The organism is Vibrio sp. V23_P3S9T160 (assembly GCF_963886625.1).
In the GTDB taxonomy this organism is placed as follows: Bacteria; Pseudomonadota; Gammaproteobacteria; order Enterobacterales; family Vibrionaceae; genus Vibrio; species Vibrio anguillarum.
This window is the reverse complement of sequence record NZ_CAWPDB010000112.1, coordinates 1-18,895: the sequence shown is the minus strand read 5'-3', so window position 1 is coordinate 18,895 and position 18,895 is coordinate 1. Positions and strand designations below refer to the sequence as shown.

The window sequence follows — 18,895 nt, the reverse complement described above, 5'->3', positions numbered from 1 at the left end:
CTAGCTCCTAAAACACGTATTTAGCCGTAGCGGTAAAGTAACGCCCGGGCTCAGTGGAATAGAGAGTTTGACTTTGACTTACACCTGCGACGTCTTGGTAACGAACGTATTCACGGTCAAATAGGTTCATGATGTTGAGGCTCACATCAAGGTCACGCATCACTTGATAACTCACGCCAAGATCGAGCGTAGACCATGCCGACGTTTGCGCGCATTGCGCTTTACGGCCGATATCATCAGAGCATGCTGGTGCTCGGTCCATCGAACTCGCCCAGTTCCAACGTGCGTAGGCATCCCAATCTTGCTGCTGGTAATTTAGTTGCCCATTTCCTTCCCACGGCGTGATGGTGCGAACGTATTCATCTTGATCATCTTTGCCATCCACATAACCCGCTTTGAACGTGGCTGACCATTGTTGATTCAGTTGATGGGCGAAGGTGAACTCCACACCATACGTTTCGACGCCATTAATATTTTGGTACTGCTTGATCCAAGCGCCTCTATCGCTATCAAATCCCACATCTTTGGTGTCCATAAAGTTGTCAAAGAGAGAGTAGAAAACCGCGACATAAGCTTGAGATTGGCCATTATCGTATTTTGAACCCAACTCAAAACTATCACTGGTTTCCGCCTGCAAATTCATGTTCGGCGCGATAAAAAACGGCGTCAGTGGAACAAAGCTGTGGTCTGCCGCACCGTAGGCTTTGTCATAGGTCGGAGCGCGGTAGCCGTGGTTGTAGCTGAGGTAACTGTTGAATGATGGCGTCCACTGATAGGCGACGGATGCACTCGGTGACCATTCACTGGTTTGAATTTCACTAACAGCAAAACCAGCAATAGGTTGCTCTGACTGAGGAGTAAGGTTATTCAAATCAAAACGTAAGCCAGCGCTAAATGTCCACTGGTTAAGGCTAAATCTATCTTGCAAATAGACGCCAAAACCATAGGCCTTCGCTGGTGCAAACGGAATAATATTGTCGTAGGTTTCCCCACTGGAATCCTTGGTATCCACGTGACGAGGGCGTTCATAACGATTGGTATTAAGCACTGCACCGTAAATAAATTGGTGCTCGATGTTGTGGACTCGTGCTGCTTTTTCTAAATCAACCGATAGCCCTATCAACTGATCAGAAAAGCTTTCATCGCGTCGCTCACGACGAAATTCAAGGGTGTCGTAAAAGGCATGTTCTTTGGTCAATAAGCGATTGGTTTGAGTATCACTTTGACTATCACGCCAGTAGAGCTTGGCGTCCACATGATCTGCCCAGAAAGAAAGGGTATCTAATTGCACCCCCAATGATGCCGATAAGGTTTGGTGCTGTTCCTGTTCAAAAAATTCTTTGCTTTCCCATTTGTCATCGCGCTGAATGGAAGCAATCCCTTCTTTGCGGATATTTTCATCTTTATAGGCGTTAAATTTTGCACTGAGTAACAGCGAATCATTGACCATGTGATCGTGAGCTAACGATGCACTGAATCCTTCAATATCTCGGTTATAGAGATCTTGGTTAAAGTTGCGAGTCTCTTCGCCTTGCCAATATGAAATGGTCACCAAGCTTTCACCATTTCCATTGCGCGCCGCTAGCGTGCTACTGCTCTTATATTGATTGCTGATGCCTGTGTAGGAGCCAGAGGCATCAGCATAGAAATCACGTCCTTGCAAATAATCCGCCGGCGATTTTGTGGTGACAACCACAACGCCGCCGATGGCGCCCGAACCATGGATGGTAGACCCTGCCCCTTTCACAACTTCAATGCTTTTTATGTTGTCTAAGGCGAAAGTATTGCGGCCTACCTTATCGTTAATGTCATTGGCACCATAGCCGTCCGATGCGGCGACACCATCTTGAATGATCGCAATTCGGTTGCCCGTCATCCCTCGAATCGTGATGTTTTGTGGCCGACCAGCGCCACCTGTAACACTGATTCCGGGTTCATGACTCAATACATCATACAGTTCTGTCGCGCCTTGTTTTTCAATGGTTTCACCGTCAATCGCTGATATTGAGCCGGCGACTTTTGACAGCGGCTGTTCTACTTTATTGGCACTCACCACCACTTCTTCAAGCTTGGTTAGGCTGAATTCGGCATGCACTGACCCTACCGCAAGCACGCTAAGCACCGCTGCGGTGATTGGAGAAAGCTTCATTTACTGCTCCGCTTTTTTGTTTTTATCTATGGTAAGAAGAAAGGCGTATTCCACGGCCTGTTGCTGTAGTGCCTTACGTGAATCGCTACTGTGCCCGCTATTGAAGTCTATCCATAACAAGTAAGGCCCGCTACCCGTACTCATCATCGACATTTTTTCTATGTATTTCGCGCCTTCCCAATAAGGGACACGGTTATCAAACCACCCCACACGGACAAAGGTTGGCGGATAAGGTTTGGCTTGAATATTGAGTAGTGGGTCATAAGCTTCAATTGTTGAGCGTTGCAATGGCTGGCTAGGATCTCCCCACTCTTCTCGCTGCTGCACCGAGAGTGAAGAGGAGTCTTCTGTGGACATGCTTCTAAGCACATCCACAAAAGGCACTTGCAGCACCACTCCAGCAAAAAGTGCTGGGTTTTGATTAACCGCCGCCGCAACTAAGGTTCCACCAGCGCTGCCGCCAATCGCATAAATAGCGCGTTGGCCGTTATTAAAATGCTGCAACGAAGAGGCGACGTTAAGAAAATCTGAGATGCCTATTTTTTTCAGAATGCCAGACCCAGCGCGGTGCCATGATTCACCGTGATAACCACCACCGCGCACATGAGCAATCGCATAAATTACGCCTTGATCCAATAAACTGATCACTTGTGGCATAAAATACGGGCGCATAGTGACGCCATACGCGCCGTAGCCATAAAGAAAGACGCTGGACTGTGCGCTCAAGGTGTCTTTTCGGTACGCCAAAGTGACAGGAATAGCCACGCCATCAACATCCACCACAATCTGTTGTGACTCATACTGTTCCGGTAAATAAGCAGGATAGTGGTCTTGACCCAGTCGCTTCCATTGTAAGCTTGCCACATCAAACTCACGCCAAACTCCTGCAGAAACCATCGACATTGAACGCACGCGCAGTTTATTGCTTTGCCAATCACCGTTACGAGAGACCCAAGCGACCTCACTTTCTGTTGCCAAAGGCTGTGATGCTCTCAACTTTCCATGCTGATCCATAATGGCTAGTTGAGAATGCTGTGCTTGGTTGGTTTTAACCACAACGCCAGCTTGATATAAATAAAAATTATCCAGCGTGGAATGATCATCTGGCGCATAAAAAAGCTGCCAAGGGTTTTCATTCATGCTCAGTAATCGACGGTAGAGTGCAAACTTGCCGTTGAGGTTACTATTGATGTAGAGCCAGCCATTAGCAACATCTGCGTAGTATTCAATACCCGGCTGTGCGGCACGAAGCGGAAGGCTTAAGTGAGAGCTGTTAGTCTCTAAAATACGTTGTTCACTGCTGTTTTCGTTGTTGACTTGCACGAGGGCAAAATGCGGATCCGCCGCCAAATAGAGAGACACGATCCACTGCGGATCAACCCATTCCCATAGGGTTTTTGTCTGCTTGCTCAGCACATCATAGCGCTGTAATAAGCGAGAAGAACGGCTTTCTTCTGCCGCCAAAAAATAGAGGTATTGGCCATTTTCAGACCAAATAGCTTGGGTCGTTGCAGATTGGCTAAGCACGATTTCCAGCTTCGATACACGATCCAGCAGCGTCAGCGTGTAGTGCTCTTCCCCAGTCAAATCTTCGCTTAATGCAATAAAGCGGTCCCCTTTTGCCACCGCCCAATTGGCTAACTGGTAATAATCTGATTGCCGCTGTCTTACACTGATATTGACCAAGCGCTCAATTGGGCTGTCTTCTGCTGTCTTTTTAACAACAAAACGTTCACCTTTAATTACTTGATCATGATAGTAATTTTGGTACTGGATGAGCCAAGGTGTCGGTGCTTTTACGCTCTTATTCTCTGACCATGTTTTGACTAGTGCATTAGAAAGTGGTGTGGCTTGATTGAGCCACTGTTGTGTTTTTTTATTGTGATCTTCAAGGTGTGCTCGAACCTTAGGCTGGCTACGCGAGCCATCTTCCAGCCACTGCAGTGACTCACCATAAGATGAATGAAAACAAGACAAACCAACAATAAAAGCAATGATATTGAGTAATTTCATTATGATCAGTGAAAACATAGCCAATTATTATAATGAGGCGCAGCTTGCCACCAAACGATAATGAGATCAATTATCATTTTTATATAAAATAGAGAAATTATGAAATTTATAAGGGTTATCTTTTGCGTGTATATAAAAACACCGCCAATTTGGCGGTGTTTTTATAATTAGGGTGAGGTTGTCTCAGCAAATACTGGCATTGAGTCCGTCAGCAGATTCGATTGACCGAAAGGTCACGCTGACAAGACGCTCGCTGTTACTCATCGTCAACTTTAGGTGCAACTCTCTTTTTCGGCACAAATACCGCATCACCCACTGCCACATTCTGATAAAAGGTTTTATCGCGTTTAACGGGCTTCTTATTGACGGCATGCGCCTTAGGCTTAGTACTTTTGGTCTTAGCGGCTGCGTTTTTCTTAAAGGCCGCAACACGTGGTTTTAGCCCAGTAAATTTACCTTTCAGATCATCAAATTGAGAGAACTCGATATCTTGCTGCAAAAAGGCTTCCACGCGCTTGAAGCTGTCCCAATCTTTTGGGCCAACCAGCGAGATTGCATCACCTTTATTACCCGCACGGCCTGTACGACCAACACGGTGCACATACTCTTCCGTATGTTTGGGCATATCAAAGTTAATCACGTGCGTCACGTTCGCGATATCAAGGCCGCGTGAAGCCACATCCGTCGTGACCAAAATTTTAAATACAGCGCGCTCAAACTGGCTCATGATGGTGTTGCGCTGGTTTTGATTTAAATTACCACTCAACGCAACGGCTTTCAGTTTCTGCTCGTTGAGTTTAAGCGTTAAACGCTCAGTATCAGAACGGGTCGCGGTAAAAATGATCACTTGTCGATATTCGGCTTCTTGCAGCACGCGTTCGAGTAAGGCTTCTTTGTGATCAAGATGATCGCAGAGGTAGAATTTTTGGGTGATGTCTTTATGCTCTTCGTTGACAACACCAATCGAAATGCGTTTTGGATCTTTAAGCAACTCGGTACCAAAGTCATTCACTTGGCCGTGATCAAGCGTTGCGGAAAACATCAGTGTTTGGCGACGACGGTGGTTCGCTGCATGATGAATACGGCGTAGTTCCGGAGCAAAACCTAGGTCCAGCATGCGGTCAGCTTCATCAAGGATCAGCGTATCTAAACCATCAAGACGCAACGAGCGGTGCTCTAAGTGATCCGCTAAACGACCGGGAGTCGCTACAATAAAACGGGGGAAACGGCGCAGTGCTTTTACTTGGTCGTTAAAGTTTTCACCGCCCACAATCAGCGTTGCTTCGTAGCTCAACCCACTGAGCATAGTACGCAGCTCACCGTACACTTGTTTGGCCAGCTCACGTGTCGGAGCGAGAATCAGAGCTCTAGGGTCTTTTGCTGATAACGCTTTAGTTTTGAGAGACTTATGCAGCATTGGCAAAACAAACGCTAATGTTTTACCCGAACCAGTCTTAGAGGATGCCAACAAATCTTTACCTGCAATCGCCACGGGAACCGCTTGTTGTTGGATCTCTGTCGCTTGTTTGAAGTCATAGTGTTTGAGGGTCTTCAATAAGCGATTGTCTAAGCCTAAATCTTTAAACTGCAAAGGATTCTCCAAAAATTTGTAAAGTTGCCACAATAAATAGGGCAAGAGGTCAAAATGAAAACGCAATATGATAGCCCGAAAGGCGCTTAGATAGATAGAGATCACATAAAAATAATCAGCACGCACACTTTTTCAAGGCATAAGAAGATAGAAAATACGTCTCTTAACGATGAGACATAGCGGAGTAAATGAGCATAAATTGAAATTCTTGGATTATTTTGACGTTCGGCTACTGGGTGAACGCTAGAATAGTGTCTACAATTGAGTTCGTCACTATATGATGATTTCCAAACAAGCGTATACCCAAACAACTTGACGTTGCAGGTAAACAGCACCGCTGTAGCTTCAAGTAGGAAAAGTATAATAGGGCGTCATTGATAATAATCTTACAAACAAGGAGTTCAATAATGAATAAGATGTTAATTGCAGCTGCAGCCTCTTCTGTACTTCTACTTGCTGGTTGCGCATCAGGCCCTGATGACGCAGCAATGACGAAAATGGATCAGCTAAGCAACCAAGTTAGCCAACTCAGTGATCAAATTTCTGCACTTAAGAGCGAGCAATCGACACTTTCGTCTAAAGTAAGCCAAGCGGCTGATGCCGCTGCCGCTGCGCAAGAAGAAGCGGCTCGTGCAAACGAGCGTATCGATAATATTGCTCAGTCATACACGAAATAATTTCGTTATATTCCATAGCTGAAATTTCTTAAAGGCTTGTTAATTCAAGCCTTTTTTATTGCTGCTATTACATTGTTCACCATTAATGAACTCATCAACTTCTTTAATTACTCCAATGAGGTTGAAAAATCTGCAGCCACAACTTCGACAGGCACACCATTTTGCGCCAAGATCACCGCTCTCGCTTTCGCATCTGATTTGTTAAATTCATCCAACCACCAGCGAAGTTCTTGCGGTACCTGTAACTCTTTTTTACTGCCGTTACTGCGCGTCAAAGGTTCATGAGCTTCAAGAAATACGCTTCGATCTGGCTCTAAGGCTAGCTTTATCGGCTCATCAATCACTTTCACTTTCTCGCCACGCTGGACCTGCTTAAACAGCCATTCAATATCCTTGGGATCCATACGAATACAACCAGAGCTGACTCTCATACCAATACCAAAATCTTTGTTGGTACCGTGGATCAAATAATCACCCGCACCATAAGCGAGACGAAGCGCGTATTCGCCAAGCGGGTTATCTGGACCAGCAGGCACCACCGCAGGCAGTTCAATACCTTTCGCTTTATATTCAGTGCGGATCGATTGAGGAGGTGTCCATGTTGGGTTCGGCCGTTTTTGGCTGATAGTGGTTTCCATTTCGGGCGTGTCACGACCAATACGGCCAATACCGACGGGGAAAATATGCACTTTGCGTTTTTCAGGCTCAAAGTAATAGAGCCGCAGTTCCGCTAAGTTGATGACGATGCCTTCGTAAGCCACGCGCGGTAAAATAATTTGTGACGGAATGGTTAGCACAAACTCTTGCTGCGGCAAAAATGGGTCAATTCCTTTGTTAGCCGCCATCAAAGATAAAAACCCAACATCGTACTGTTTTGCAATTTGCGCTAAGGTTTCGCCCTGCTCAATCACGTGATATTGAGTTCGGCCAACCATGCTACTGCCTTCGGCAGGAAAATCATAAGTCGCGGCAAACGCGTTCACACTGAGCGCACCCCAGCAACAACACAAAGAGAGTAGCTTGCGTAGCATGGTGATCAGGTATCCTTGGCGTCTTTATAGAGCTGTAAGGTTATCTCTCTTTCTACTTTATGATCAACCATTGGCGCGGGATATGACAAGGAATTGACGACAGGGAATTTCCAAGGCGTGTGGATGTACTTATCTGGCAACGAAGCCAATTCAGGTACCCACTGACGAATAAAATCCCCTTTCGGATCAAAACGTTCCCCTTGGCTGGTAGGATTAAAAATTCGAAAATAAGGTTGCCCATCACACCCTGTTGAAGCGCACCACTGCCAACCGCCATTGTTGGATGCATAATCGCCATCCACTAATGTTTGCATAAAATATTGCTCACCAAGTCGCCAATCGATATGCAGATCTTTGGTTAGAAAACTGGCCACAACCATCCTTAATCGGTTATGCATCCACCCAGTTTTATTGAGTTGGCGCATCGCCGCATCGACAATAGGAAACCCGGTTTGCCCCTGCTGCCAACGTTCAAAGGCCGTTGAATTCTCCCACCAAGATACGTGTTTCCCCCAAGGTGCAAAATCTTTTCCTTTACAGAGATCAGGACGAAACCCGATCAGATGCTGATAGAATTCACGCCAAATAATTTCGCTCAGCCAAGTTTGCGCCCCTTCAGACAACCCAATATGTTGCGATTCAGCGTATAGGCGCGCCATACATTGACGCGCAGAAAGCGCCCCTATTGCGAGATAAGGCGACAGTGCGCTGGTCGAATCCAACGCGGGAAAATCACGCTGCTGGTGGTAATTCTGTACCTTATCACGGCAAAACTGACGTAATTTAGCGCGAATTGCATCGAACTCGACCACCCAATGATCACTGCTGATGCGTGGATAGCTGAACGAGCGGTGTTCGCTCCACAGCAACGGCTCAAGATCCTTTATGGGTTTATAATGTGCAGAAATAGGCGTTGGTAAAATTTGAGGTAGAGCCGCTTGTGACAACCACGCCCGTTTAAAAGGCGTAAAGACTTTGAAATAATCACCTTGCTTGTTTTTGACTGAACCGGGGGCAATAATGCACTTATCGTCGTATGCTCGCCACTCGATCTGGCGCTCTAGGCAAAACTGGCTCGCCATCTCATCACGCTGCAACTCATTGATTTCATACTCGCGATTAACTAACACTGCGCTGGCATTGAGCTGCTTAGCCATGGTGGCGATCTGCTGCGCAGCACCAGCGTAATCATCGACTTCCTCATACAGTAGAGCAATATTGAGTGCTTGCAGTTCACGTTGCAGCTCAAATAAACGCCGATAAATAAGATCCGCCTGCATCGGAGCAAGATGGTGTTTTTGCCACTGTGCTGGCGTTGCAATGAATACGGCAACAACAGGTTCTTCACCATCAATGGCGGCATGTAATGCCGTATTATCAACGGATCGTAAATCTCGGCGCAGCCAGAGTAATTTCACTGTACATCCTTACTGATTAATCTAACGAATGGTGCAGACGAGCAACCACATCTGACAACGAAAGCTTATCTCCCAGTGAGATACGCAATTTCCGTAACGCTTGAACTTGCTGCTCGGTTAGTGCTCGGTTGGCAAACAGCGCAACCTGTTGGTAGTTTGCTAAAGCATCATGATCAACAAGAGCGGTAAGATCTTCGACACCATCTAAGATAGTGAGGTTATAACCAGCTTCCACCTTTCCCACGAACCATAGCCAAGCCAGTATGCTCGATGTTGGATCAAGATTAACGCAAAGACATTTTCCTTTAGTTGCCGCTTTGTTTTCCGCTTCAATGATCGAGCTCAACTTGCTTATCATCAGTGCCTGAAAAAGCCCTTTTTGCAAACTGCGCAACGGTCCTTTAACCCGCTCTAACGTGTCGATGACAGGAAAGACAAACTGCTGCTCAACAATCTCTAACGGATACTCTTTCAATACTGTAGCAATGGTTGATTCCGCTTTGCCTTTATTGAGATCCACTAAAGCTTGCAGCAATTGTTCTTGCTCTAAAAGCTCTGAGCCATGATTTGCCAAAGTATCAATGATACTTTCACTGCCACTGAGCAATGCACTCACTTTGCCAATCGAAACCCCTTTCGCCAGCCAGCCTTGAATAGTGCGAATCGTCGCAATATCCTCTTGTGAATAAAGGCGATGCCCTTTTTCCGTGCGCTGTGGCTGAACGAGGTGATAGCGGCGCTGCCATGCACGCAAGGTAACGGGCTTTACTCCCGTCATCTCAGCAACGTCTCGAATAGCGTATAATTTTTCAGTCATCATGTTTTCAGTCAGTGGGTTCTCATAGTCCATAACGTAACCTTAGCGTTTGTGGATAAGGCGATAAATAGTGCTGTTGCTGCAGATAAGCATCGGGATACATTTTTATGTAATGTTTGAGCAACGTAATAGGCGCAAGTAAAGGAAGCTCGCCAGTTCGATAGTCATCAATCAATTGCGCTAACTCTACTTTCTGCTCTTTGTTTAAGGCTCGTTTGAAATAACCCTGAATGTGCATCAAAACATTGGTGTTATTTTTACGGCTCGCTCTGTGTTTAAGCGCATCCATTAACCCTTGGCGATAGTGCTCAATAAAATACTGTGGCGGATGCTGCTTGACTTCAGCCACCAAACGGCCGAGTTCTCGATACGCTTGCGGGTGATGCGCCATTAACGTCAATTTGTAGCGTGAATGAAAAGCCACCACTTTGCCCGGTGTCGGGTTGCCACCTATCGATTGATAAAAGTCATGTAAACAGTAGACACGCGTAATGAAGTTTTCGCGAAGCACAGGATCATGCAAACGGCCATCTTCCTCTACAGGCAACCACGGCATTTTACGCATCAAAGTGGCGGTATAAAGACCAACGCCCTCTTTATCCGCTCGCTGATGCTTATAGACTTTGACTCTTTCCATGCCACATGTTGGGGATTTCGCACAAACGATATAACCACACAATTGCATCAATTCGAGTTCATCAACTTTTCGTTCTGAGAAATCGAACATGGCTTGCGTGTAATCTTTGGTTTCATCTTTAGTTTCAACCAGCGCTAAACGCTCTTCGTGAGAGATCAGGCGAATGGTAGGCCTTGGCACGGTTAAGCCAATCGAAACCTCTGGGCAAACGGGTATGAAAGAGAAATAATTCGTTAACTCTTTGGTCACAAAGTCACTCGCTTTGTGGCCAGAATCAAAACGGACTTGCTCTCCCAGCACACATGCACTGATCCCGATACGAATTTCTGGATTACTCATCGCTGCCTCATATACAAAAATATTTGTTGTATAATGTATAGCACACTCCAACAACCTTATACAAAATATATTTATGTACACATAAAAGGTAAACGTTTACCCAAATCGATTGCCTTACCACTTTCAACATATTTAGTTATCAATGAGCTCAAAAAAGGGTATTAACCTTAATTCTGTGACAAATCTCTCAAGGAACAGTGTCAGGTCTAGCTAGTATTGCCTCAACAAAACACATCAGATTCAACAGAATTAGTAATTTAATCCACTTATTGCGGATAAATCGCTGACTCGAAAACTTTGGAGTAACAACGATGGCAACCCCACACATTAATGCGCAAGTTGGTGATTTCGCTGAAACCGTTCTAATGCCAGGCGATCCATTACGTGCAAAATACATTGCTGAAACTTTTTTAGATGATGCTAAACAGGTTTGTGATGTTCGCAGTATGTTCGGTTATACTGGTACTTATAAAGGTAAAAAAGTATCCGTTATGGGCCACGGTATGGGCATTCCATCATGCTCGATTTATGTTCACGAGTTGATTTCAGAATACGGTGTAAAAAATATCATCCGCATTGGTAGCTGTGGCGCAGTTCGTGACGATGTCAATCTAATGGATATCGTTATTGGTATGGGTGCTTCAACCGATTCCAAAGTTAACCGCATCCGTTTTAACAACCACGATTTTGCCGCGATTGCGGATTACGGATTGCTTGAAACGGCCGTCAATCAAGCACGTGCACAAAACGTGCCCGTGAAGGTAGGCAACGTGTTTTCCGCTGATCTGTTCTACACACCTGAAGGTGATTTATTCGAAAAAATGAATAAGCTTGGCATCTTAGGTGTGGATATGGAAGCGGCCGGTATTTATGGCGTTGCAGCGGATCTAGGCGCAAAAGCATTGACGATTCTTACCGTGTCAGACCACATCATTCGCGGTGAGAAATTAAGCTCTGAAGATCGCCAAACCTCTTTTAACGACATGATGAAAGTCGCGCTTGAAACAGCGATTAGTATCTAATTTTTAAACCTCAGCTGCCCACCCAAATTGGCAGCCTTAAATTACCCCGAGGGGGCGATTGTGTCCAACGACCAACTACCCAAGGACGCAGATGGTTTACAACTCAACTTTTGTAAAACATTGGCGTGTGACAACTTTGGACTGAGTGAAGCCGAACGGTACGTTCTGCAGCGCGTAAACCCGAAGCGTCCAACGATGGTTTGTCGTGAATGTGGAGCTTTCCCCCCCTTACTTAACAACCGAGAAGTGTTAAACGAATTACACCGTTTAAGGCAGCTTCACAGCGACGGTTTGCCCGCTTGTCGCAGTGATGATTGCCAAAATTTCGGTTTATCTGTTCATACACACAAACACCTCTATCACGCTTTTGGCTACAGCGGCGATCGCCAGCGATACCGTTGCAAAGCTTGTCAGAGTACCTTTGTTGATAAGTGGTCAGGAGCCAACAAAAAACTCGCCTTTCAAGAAACCTTACTCGGCCTACTCTTCATGAGTTATTCGGTGCGAGAGATTTGCCGTAAATTATCCATCAACCCAAAAACGTTTTATGATCATGTCGAGCACATTGCCAGTCGCTGTCGGCGAAAACTGGCCATGATTGATGCGCGTTGGGTGAATCATGCAAACCAATATGAACTGGCTTGCAATTACATCCCGCTCCAGCCCCATAGCGACAACGGCGTATTGTGGTTTGCAACAGGTGAAGCCAAAACAGGCTATATACTCTGTCAGCACGTAAACTATTCCGCCAATGAAGAGCCTGCAGGCGAGCTTGATCACAACCCCTATCACTCGCCCGCGCGTTTTGTTTCTCGTGAACATTCATCCGAAGCGAATCTACCCACTCCTGACGCATCTCCGCTATTACGTGAGCGTATTGATCAGAAATACCAAACAATTTTAGCCCGCGGTAATGTTGAAGACCCCATGGGTAACCTCACCACTTTTCATTACCCTTCTAAAGGCGCCTTGATTCGCCCTCCTTACACCTCTTATGCTCACTTCCTCCACGTGCTGGATTTGTGCCTTGAAGATAAGCGAGTTTCTATCTATCTGCCTCAAGATCCGGTTTTACGTTCTGCCGCATTGAGCGTCTGTTTGCCGCGAATCAAGCGTAAGAATGTTGACTTGATGTACGTTGAGGAAGATCCGCAATGGCAAAATGGACATTCCGTGAATAAAACGGACATTGTTCACATGGGATGGTGGCGAGATCGCTGGGCTATTGCCAATCAGGCACAGGCTGCCAAAGGTGTTTGCTATTTGGCAGGAGACAATCCAACACCCGAAGCTTGGCTCGATAAAGCATCGATTAAGCAAACAGAGTTCTATCAAAAACGCTTCCAACTGTTGTTCGAAAGCTTTATCAACGAACCGAGGCGCAAACTTCGCCCTGGCGGCCTACAACCAATGCTGGATATTTTTCGTGCTTGGCACAATCTGTGCTACCAAGATAAACATGGATTCACCGCCGCCCAAAATTTGGAATTAACCAAACATCCACTGACATTGAAAGAGCTACTCTCTTAGATTTTTAGGTTATATTTAGACTGTGGATTGTGAAGTAGCGCAGATTATTGTGGTAATGAATAACCAATGCACCCACTTTTGGGAAAGTAAATAGTGCGCTTTAACGTTGGCTTCATATAATGAATCGGTGACTTAGGCTTCTTACTTTTGAGGAACAGCCCGTTTGGATAAAAGCCAATACCTTCTTGAAATTGAAATAGAACAGCTTAGAGCCCGTATTGAAACTGAGCCGGAGAAGGTGTCGATCGTCGCGGAGCAGTGTTTATTGAGAGCACAGCAGATCTTTTTCCCAGAAGGGGCGATTCAATGTTTGATCATTTTATCTCGCTGCGCTTGGTGTCTAATGGACTACCGTGTGGGTTTAAAATACATTAAAGAAGCCTTATCCACTCAAAATACCCTCGATACTGATGACTGCCTTCCCGAAATTCTGCATATTCACGCGCTGCAACTTTGGGGTCAGGCAAAATATTATACCGCCCAACAATATTGGATAAATGCCTTAGAACAATCAGCTCTGGTTGATGAAGTTGATATCCAAATAGAAAGCCTGATTGGTCTGGGTAATGTTTGGCGTATTACTAACGAATATCAACTTTCATGTTCAACACACGAGCTAGCCGTTAAAGTCGCTAATAATGCCCGTATCCATTGGTTAGAAGGCAAAGCCCGTATTCTGTGGGCATGGGATCTCTATCTACTTAACCAATACATCGATATGCTCACGGTGCTCGATGGTGCAGAAGAAGCGCTACAGGATCATCCCGATAAAACTTGGCAAGCCGAGGTTTGGGATTTTCGCGGCTTAGCACTGCTCGGGCTTGAACGAATCGAAGATGCGGAAGCGGCAACCACCAAAGCACTCGAACTTGCCGTGGAGCATAACCTTGTGTGGATGAAGGCTCACTCATTCATTAGTCGAGCTCGTTTGGAACTGCTGAGAAAAGACTCCAAGAAAGCAACTGAACTGTTGCTTCTTGCTGAAGCCTCTGCTGCTTCATTTGATAAAGGTGAGCTACTTTCACAAATTTGCTACCAACAATCCCTAGTCGCAGAGCAGCGTGGTGATTTTAAAGCTTCTTTAGCCTCATTTAAGAAATATCGCCAATTTACGGTTGAGATGCTTCGAGAACAAACGGCGCGCATTGGCCTTGATAAAGCAAGAGCCTCTAAGCGACAACTTGAGCAACGAGCACGTAAACTCATTAACCGTATTCGTGGTCAACACGAATACGACCCAGAGAAACATCTCTCCAATGTGGTTTCAGAGACTTATTGGTGGGAACAACTCATGCTGTTCAAGACCGAGTTGAAGCATTCTAATCACGCCGTCATTGTCATCCAACATAACGACTCAAAGTACCTCGATGTATGTACCGAGATTGCCCACTCGCTCTGTAACCAAAAAGATCTCGTTTCTCGTTTAAGTAGCGAACGCTTAGCGCTGCTTCTTGCCGATAAAGGCGATGCAGCGCTGCACGTCTTCCATGTATTGGCTAAGATGATTGAAATATACCCCTGGGAAAGAAAAGGATTAACGGGGTCGCTACCTCAAGTGATGTTCCAAGACATTTTGAGTTTCCCATTCACATTAGAACAACTGGAAGACAGTCAACCTCAGGAATGGTCGCATGGAAGTACTGCTCAGTAAAATTAAAGATACGGGTTTGGATGCCACCTCCGTTTCCGGAGAAGAGGCCATCATTTTCTGGAATCACGTCCGACAACATATAGCCTCAACATCAAAAGAAAAAGCACTTAGCTACATCATCAGTGCAGAGTATCGTTCAGAACTGCATCAGTCGTCCGCCAGTATAGAGGAGCTTCGTCACGCCTTAGCATTACTTGAATTGCCTAAGGACGCCGAAATTATTTTGTCTGTGAAAAACAGTTTGAGCGATCGCCTAATGGAAAGCGGTGAATTTGCCGCGGCGCTCAACGAATATGTGTCCGCTTCTAATATTGCCGTCGACACAGGTTACATTGACGAATATGTACTAGCCGTCATTGGCATGGGTAACCTGTGTGATGCTTATGGCGAGCACAGCCGAGCCCTTCGTTACTATCAAAAAATTGATAGTATTGATCACGCAATCACCAGCCGCTCATTACGCCTGCGTTATAAACTTTACATGCTATCGTGTTACATTCAACTGCACCGAATCTCCGCCGCCACCGACCTAATTAAAGAGTGTGAAGAGCTGAGTATTTTGGTCAGCGATAAAATTCTTACCGGGCAAATTTCACTCTATCAAGCTCAACTTTATCTTCATCAGGATCAAGTCGATAAAGCGCTCATTACGCTCTCTAGTGTTCAGTACAGTGCTGGGAATATGAATTCCACCTGGCTATCGAATATGATTCGAATTGAAACAGCCAATTGCCTGGCTAAAATAGGCAAAAGTCATATTGCCAATATGATGCTGGCCAGTACAGACAAACGTCTGCAACGGTACACGTCACCCACGATGGCCAAGCAGCTGTATCGAGCATTCAGTGCCGTATGTGAGCGCCAAGGCCTTTATCAAGCCGCCCTGATTTATGAAAAAAAAGGCTTTCGAATTGAAACTGATCTGATGAAAAACATCCCGATTAGTGAGCTGGGGGCCAATCAACTGCGTCGCTTATCGCGCTTTGAATTGCAATTGAAATTGATCTTATCTGAGATTGAAAATCGCGAGCTCAAAGAAACCACCGAAAATCAAAAGAATGCCGTAGCCCAACTTCAACAGGATGTCTTCACTGACCCACTCACCACCTTACACAACCGCCGCTGGTTAGATGTAAAGCTTAAAGACCTACTGCTTCATGAGAAGCTATTTGCATTTCTAGTCATTGATATTGACCATTTTAAATCGATTAATGATGAACTTAGTCACTTGGTTGGTGACAAAGCGATAGTCAATGTTTCACGTGAGTTGAAAAACTACTTTAAATTCCGAGGCTCCTCCTGTGTCCGTTTTGGTGGAGAAGAGTTTCTGGTGATTTTAGAAGATTGCTCGCTCGACCAAGCTGAAATGCATGCCGAAAACTATCGAGAACGCATATTCCAATTTGGTTGGCACGATATTCTAGGTGAGCGCGGCTTAACCGTCAGTATCGGTATAACCTTGCATCGAGATGGTGAAAATACACAACGCACATTCTACCGCGCCGACAAAGCCTTATATCGCGCGAAAGCGAATGGCCGCAACCAAGTGTGCACTGAGTAACTTTCCATCACGTTAAGCTATTGGCTGCCGTTTACACTCGTCATTGAAATACAGGAGCAACTATGTTTTTAGATTACTTTGCCCTTGGTCTACTGATTTTCGTAGCCTTGGTCATTTTTTATGGAATCATCGTCATTCATGATATCCCCTATGAAATCGCCAAAGAGCGCGACCATCCACATCAAGATGCCATTCATGTTTCTGGCTGGGTCAGTCTATTTACCTTACATGCAATCTGGCCATTTTTGTGGATTTGGGCAACCTTGTGGCGAAAAGATCGCGGGTGGGGGTTCACTAAACTTCAAGAAGAGCAGCACGATATTCATCATCGTGTCGATGAACTTATCGATCAAGTCGCAACACTCACTCGAGAATTACATGAGTTAAAAGCGAAGCCACCCGTTGCTCAAGCGAACATCGACCATGCCAGTAATCAGGAGACAAAATAATGGATTTACTTCTGATCATGACTTATGCCGCTTTATGTATTGCGATATTCAAAGTCTTTAAAATTCCATTAAATAAGTGGACCGTCCCTACCGCTGTATTAGGTGGCGTTATTTTGATCGGCACCCTGATCTTACTGATGAACTATAATCATCCTTTTACTCAATTGGGTAGCCAAGTTTTTTCCACAACACCTGTCGTCTCAGGAGTACGAGGAAGAGTGATTGAGGTTCCGGTACAAGCAAACCAGCCCTTAAAACAAGGTGATGTGCTTTTTAGAATTGACCCTGTGCCTTTTGAAGCGGAATTGGCAAAAATTGAAGCTCAGATCAAAGAGGCGAGCCAAGGTGCACTTGGCCTAGAATCGAATGTTTCTGAAGCTGCGGCAGCGAAAGTACAGGCCATCGCTGACCGGGATAAAGCACAACGTGAGTATGCTCGTTATCAACGTGGGTATGATAAAGGTGCATTCACCGAACAAGATCTTGATACCCGTCGCCAAGCTTATAAAGCAGCAGAGGCAGCAGTAGAAGTCGCCCAAGCACGTCTAAATCAAGCCAATATCTCCTTAAACTCAGAAATCAATGGTGAGAATACTACCGTTGCTCGCCTGCTTGCCGATTTTAGACAAGCCCAATTCAACCTTGAACAAACCATTGTCAGAGCGCCTACTGATGGCTATGTGACGCAATTAGCTCTCAGACCAGGTGCGATGTCCGTACCATTACCCTTAGCGCCAATGATGACGTTTGTACACACAGAAGATAAAATCTACACAGCTGCATTTAGGCAAAATTCTCTTCAACGCCTAAAACCGGGCTTTGAAGCCGAGTTTTTGTTCAGAGCACTACCCGGAAAAGTCTTCAAAGGAGAGGTGGTTGAAATATTACCTGTTATTGGTGAAAGCCAGATCCAAGCACGAGGTACCTTGCTAGGAACTGAGGCATTACGTACCAATGGACGCGTACTCGTCACCCTTAAAATCACCGATGATTTAAGCGATTATCACCTGCCACTCGGTACTGCTTTTGAAGCCGCTATCTATTCAGACAGTTTCTCTCATGTCTCGATTATGCGTAAGGTACTCATCCGGATGAAAAGTTGGCAAAACTATCTCTACATAGATCATTAGATACCATCCGTCACGACATACGTTGAAAAACAGCCAACCCAGATGTCGCTTGTCTAGTGACTATTGGTATCATGTTAAAAGGGTCGTAAACGACCCTTTTGTTATCTGTCGCTCCAACGCAGAATTCTCACTTCATTACCCGCTTCGGGTTTTACTGGAATATTGAGTGATAAAAGCAGCGAAACAAGTGCCATTACCGCTCCAATATAAAAAACGCTCGCCGGAGAGATAAGCCAAATTAAACCAAACGTGGCGGGGATGAACACGGCCGCAATATGGTTAATGGTAAAAGAAACTCCCGCTGTAGACGCCATGTCCGCAGGATCTGCAATTTTCTGAAAATAAGTTTTAATCGCCAAGGCCAAGGCAAAAAAGAGGTGGTCAACCACATAAAGTGCCGCCGCCCAATGTGCGTTTTGTACAAGACCGTACCCAACAAAAACAACAATTAACCCCGTGTATTCAAACAGTAACGCTTTACGCTCGCCGACTACACCAATGAACTTACCAATACGTTTAGCAAACAAAAAGTTGAACAAATAGTTGATCAAAAACAGTAAGGTAATATCGGCCGCTGAATAGCCAAATTTCTCCACCATAAGGAAACCAGCGAATTATTCTTACCAAATATTCTGTATAGGAAATTTATTGAAATAAAATAAGGAAAATTAATACATTACACCTACTTCCTTGACAAACTAGCATATGCCGAACTACCTTTACAATATCATTTAACTTATAAGATATTTTGTCATGCATAATTCAGTTGAAACTTATAGTACCAATGGTAAATCTGACGTGTGTATTGTTGATGAAAACAATCTGCCAACCTGTTTTTTTCTGAGCAACCATTTTCAATACAGTTTCAGCGATCTAGCAT

At 45.2% G+C, this 18,895-nt stretch carries 14 protein-coding genes and 1 pseudogene; 7 read left to right on the top strand and 8 right to left on the bottom strand.

Translation table 11 applies throughout. The annotated features are described in order from the left end of the window. Window positions 1-7: 7 nt before the first annotated feature. From AACU59_RS07220 to AACU59_RS07210, 3 genes are all read right to left on the bottom strand, one after another. Window positions 8-2,149, bottom strand: a complete 2,142-nt coding sequence (locus tag AACU59_RS07220; protein WP_094144542.1) for a TonB-dependent hemoglobin/transferrin/lactoferrin family receptor — start codon at window positions 2,147-2,149, stop codon at window positions 8-10. Continuing rightward, window positions 2,150-4,162 (bottom strand): prolyl oligopeptidase family serine peptidase, encoded by a 2,013-nt coding sequence (locus AACU59_RS07215; protein WP_094144553.1) that lies wholly within the window; start codon window positions 4,160-4,162, stop codon window positions 2,150-2,152. It lies immediately after the preceding gene. Window positions 4,163-4,418: 256 nt separating this feature from the next. Next, window positions 4,419-5,765, bottom strand: coding sequence for a DEAD/DEAH box helicase (locus AACU59_RS07210; RefSeq protein WP_094144552.1), 1,347 nt, complete (start codon window positions 5,763-5,765; stop codon window positions 4,419-4,421). Between the two features lie 395 nt (window positions 5,766-6,160). Between AACU59_RS07210 and AACU59_RS07205 the strand changes: the two genes are divergently transcribed. Next, complete coding sequence (locus tag AACU59_RS07205) at window positions 6,161-6,430, top strand: Lpp/OprI family alanine-zipper lipoprotein (protein WP_026027153.1); 270 nt, start codon at window positions 6,161-6,163, stop codon at window positions 6,428-6,430. A 107-nt stretch (window positions 6,431-6,537) separates the two neighbouring features. Here the strand turns inward: AACU59_RS07205 and AACU59_RS07200 are convergent, their stop codons facing one another. From AACU59_RS07200 to AACU59_RS07185, 4 genes are read right to left on the bottom strand one after another with little or no spacing between them, the layout of a single operon-like run. Beyond that, on the bottom strand, window positions 6,538-7,461 hold the full coding sequence (locus tag AACU59_RS07200) for a L,D-transpeptidase family protein (RefSeq protein WP_013868372.1): 924 nt from the start codon (window positions 7,459-7,461) through the stop codon (window positions 6,538-6,540). Between the two features lie 5 nt (window positions 7,462-7,466). After that, window positions 7,467-8,879 (bottom strand): deoxyribodipyrimidine photo-lyase, encoded by a 1,413-nt coding sequence (gene phrB, locus AACU59_RS07195; protein WP_094144541.1) that lies wholly within the window; start codon window positions 8,877-8,879, stop codon window positions 7,467-7,469. Window positions 8,880-8,895: 16 nt separating this feature from the next. Next, a complete protein-coding gene (locus tag AACU59_RS07190; RefSeq protein WP_013868370.1) occupies window positions 8,896-9,729 on the bottom strand; it encodes a MerR family transcriptional regulator in 834 nt (277 codons plus the stop codon). Further along, window positions 9,719-10,672 (bottom strand): YbgA family protein, encoded by a 954-nt coding sequence (locus AACU59_RS07185; protein WP_026028894.1) that lies wholly within the window; start codon window positions 10,670-10,672, stop codon window positions 9,719-9,721. The genes AACU59_RS07190 and AACU59_RS07185 overlap by 11 nt, the downstream gene beginning before the upstream one ends. Before the next feature lie 311 nt (window positions 10,673-10,983). Between AACU59_RS07185 and deoD the strand changes: the two genes are divergently transcribed. The 6 genes from deoD (at window position 10,984) to AACU59_RS07155 (ending at window position 18,015) form a co-directional block, all read left to right on the top strand. Further along, window positions 10,984-11,694, top strand: coding sequence for a purine-nucleoside phosphorylase (gene deoD / locus AACU59_RS07180; protein WP_013868368.1), 711 nt, complete (start codon window positions 10,984-10,986; stop codon window positions 11,692-11,694). A 60-nt stretch (window positions 11,695-11,754) separates the two neighbouring features. Further along, complete coding sequence (locus AACU59_RS07175; RefSeq protein WP_010317563.1) at window positions 11,755-13,224, top strand: hypothetical protein; 1,470 nt, start codon at window positions 11,755-11,757, stop codon at window positions 13,222-13,224. 163 nt (window positions 13,225-13,387) lie between these two features. Further along, window positions 13,388-14,875, top strand: a complete 1,488-nt coding sequence (locus AACU59_RS07170; protein ID WP_094145492.1) for a hypothetical protein — start codon at window positions 13,388-13,390, stop codon at window positions 14,873-14,875. Beyond that, a complete protein-coding gene (locus tag AACU59_RS07165; RefSeq protein WP_094145493.1) occupies window positions 14,856-16,436 on the top strand; it encodes a GGDEF domain-containing protein in 1,581 nt (526 codons plus the stop codon). Before AACU59_RS07170 ends, AACU59_RS07165 begins: the two co-directional genes overlap by 20 nt. Before the next feature lie 62 nt (window positions 16,437-16,498). Next, the gene (locus AACU59_RS07160; protein ID WP_088729371.1) at window positions 16,499-16,885 is read left to right on the top strand and encodes a DUF3302 domain-containing protein; all 387 of its coding nucleotides are present in this window, start codon (window positions 16,499-16,501) and stop codon (window positions 16,883-16,885) included. Beyond that, a complete protein-coding gene (locus AACU59_RS07155) occupies window positions 16,885-18,015 on the top strand; it encodes an HlyD family secretion protein (RefSeq protein ID WP_017045041.1) in 1,131 nt (376 codons plus the stop codon). The genes AACU59_RS07160 and AACU59_RS07155 overlap by 1 nt, the downstream gene beginning before the upstream one ends. Before the next feature lie 101 nt (window positions 18,016-18,116). On the opposite strand, the pseudogene AACU59_RS07150 reads toward AACU59_RS07155, so the two are convergent. Beyond that, window positions 18,117-18,629: pseudogene (locus tag AACU59_RS07150) on the bottom strand (MFS transporter); the annotation flags it as partial. Between the last annotated feature and the right edge of the window lie 266 nt (window positions 18,630-18,895).